This is a genomic window from Geobacillus sp. G4 (assembly GCF_040327975.1).
Classification (GTDB): Bacteria; Bacillota; Bacilli; order Bacillales; family Anoxybacillaceae; genus Geobacillus; species Geobacillus thermoleovorans.
Window position 1 is genome coordinate 1 of record NZ_JBEPJY010000056.1, and the last position, 852, is coordinate 852.

1 protein-coding gene and 1 pseudogene are annotated in these 852 nt (G+C 38.3%); one reads left to right on the forward strand and one right to left on the reverse strand.

Features of this window, described 5'->3' with window-relative positions:
* Window positions 1-184 (forward strand): hypothetical protein (locus ABS784_RS16850; protein ID WP_352513357.1); only part of this gene is annotated, 184 nt, incomplete at its 5' end.
* Window positions 185-401: 217 nt separating this feature from the next.
* Here the strand turns inward: ABS784_RS16850 and ABS784_RS16855 are convergent.
* Window positions 402-680 (reverse strand): annotated as a pseudogene (locus tag ABS784_RS16855) (IS982 family transposase); the annotation flags it as partial.
* Window positions 681-852: the final 172 nt, after the last annotated feature.

The window sequence follows — 852 nt, forward strand, 5'->3', positions numbered from 1 at the left end:
GCTACTCACATTCTACAGGAAAGGTGCTCTTTTTTCTATACCCTTTGGATTTTATTGGATAATCAACACGCCTGAAAAAGTATATATCATTCCTCTGCCGCATCCATCGACAGCGAATAATAAATATTGGCAAGAAAATCAATGTTGGGAACAATTAAAAGAACTTTTAAAAATGTGTGTATAGTCAATATTCAAAGAGTGATATGCTATGTAAAAGTTGTATAGAATAACCGTGTTGAATTAAGAAGTTCTCAAAACTGAACAAGTTTGGCAACTTATTGAAAGAGCGGAGCAATGGCTAAAAAATAACAATTACAATAATCCAATTCTCAAATGGGAAACAGATCTATAGGGTGAGATTAAAGCTGATTTCGGGCGTAAATAGTCCGCTGTTTACATTGTCACGCCGTTTCAAATCCTTCAACGCTGTTTGCACCCATCGAAGTGAGATAAAACTGATCGATCGACTAGTACTGAAAAAACACGTTGATTCCTGCGAAACGGAGTTCAAAAGGCAATGCCATATTCACTCTCATCAGTTTCTCTTGCAATAGCTTACTGGCGTATCCTTTGTCTCCGAATTCATACGGATGTGGAAGTTGAGACATGGCTTTTTCTGCGGTGATTCGATCATGACAAGAAGCAACAGTGACCAGATATCCCATCGTAAGTTTTTGGTTATTATTCTCTGAGATTGGGGGAAAGAGTAGCAAATCATCCTGGAGCACAAGGAATAGAGCAGCGTAATGAGACAGTACTCACACTTTACTGTCTCTTTTTCTGTGAAAATCCATAAAACCCGGTCAACTCTGTATATCCTGTGATCAGTTTGGATACACTACAAATGGCCAA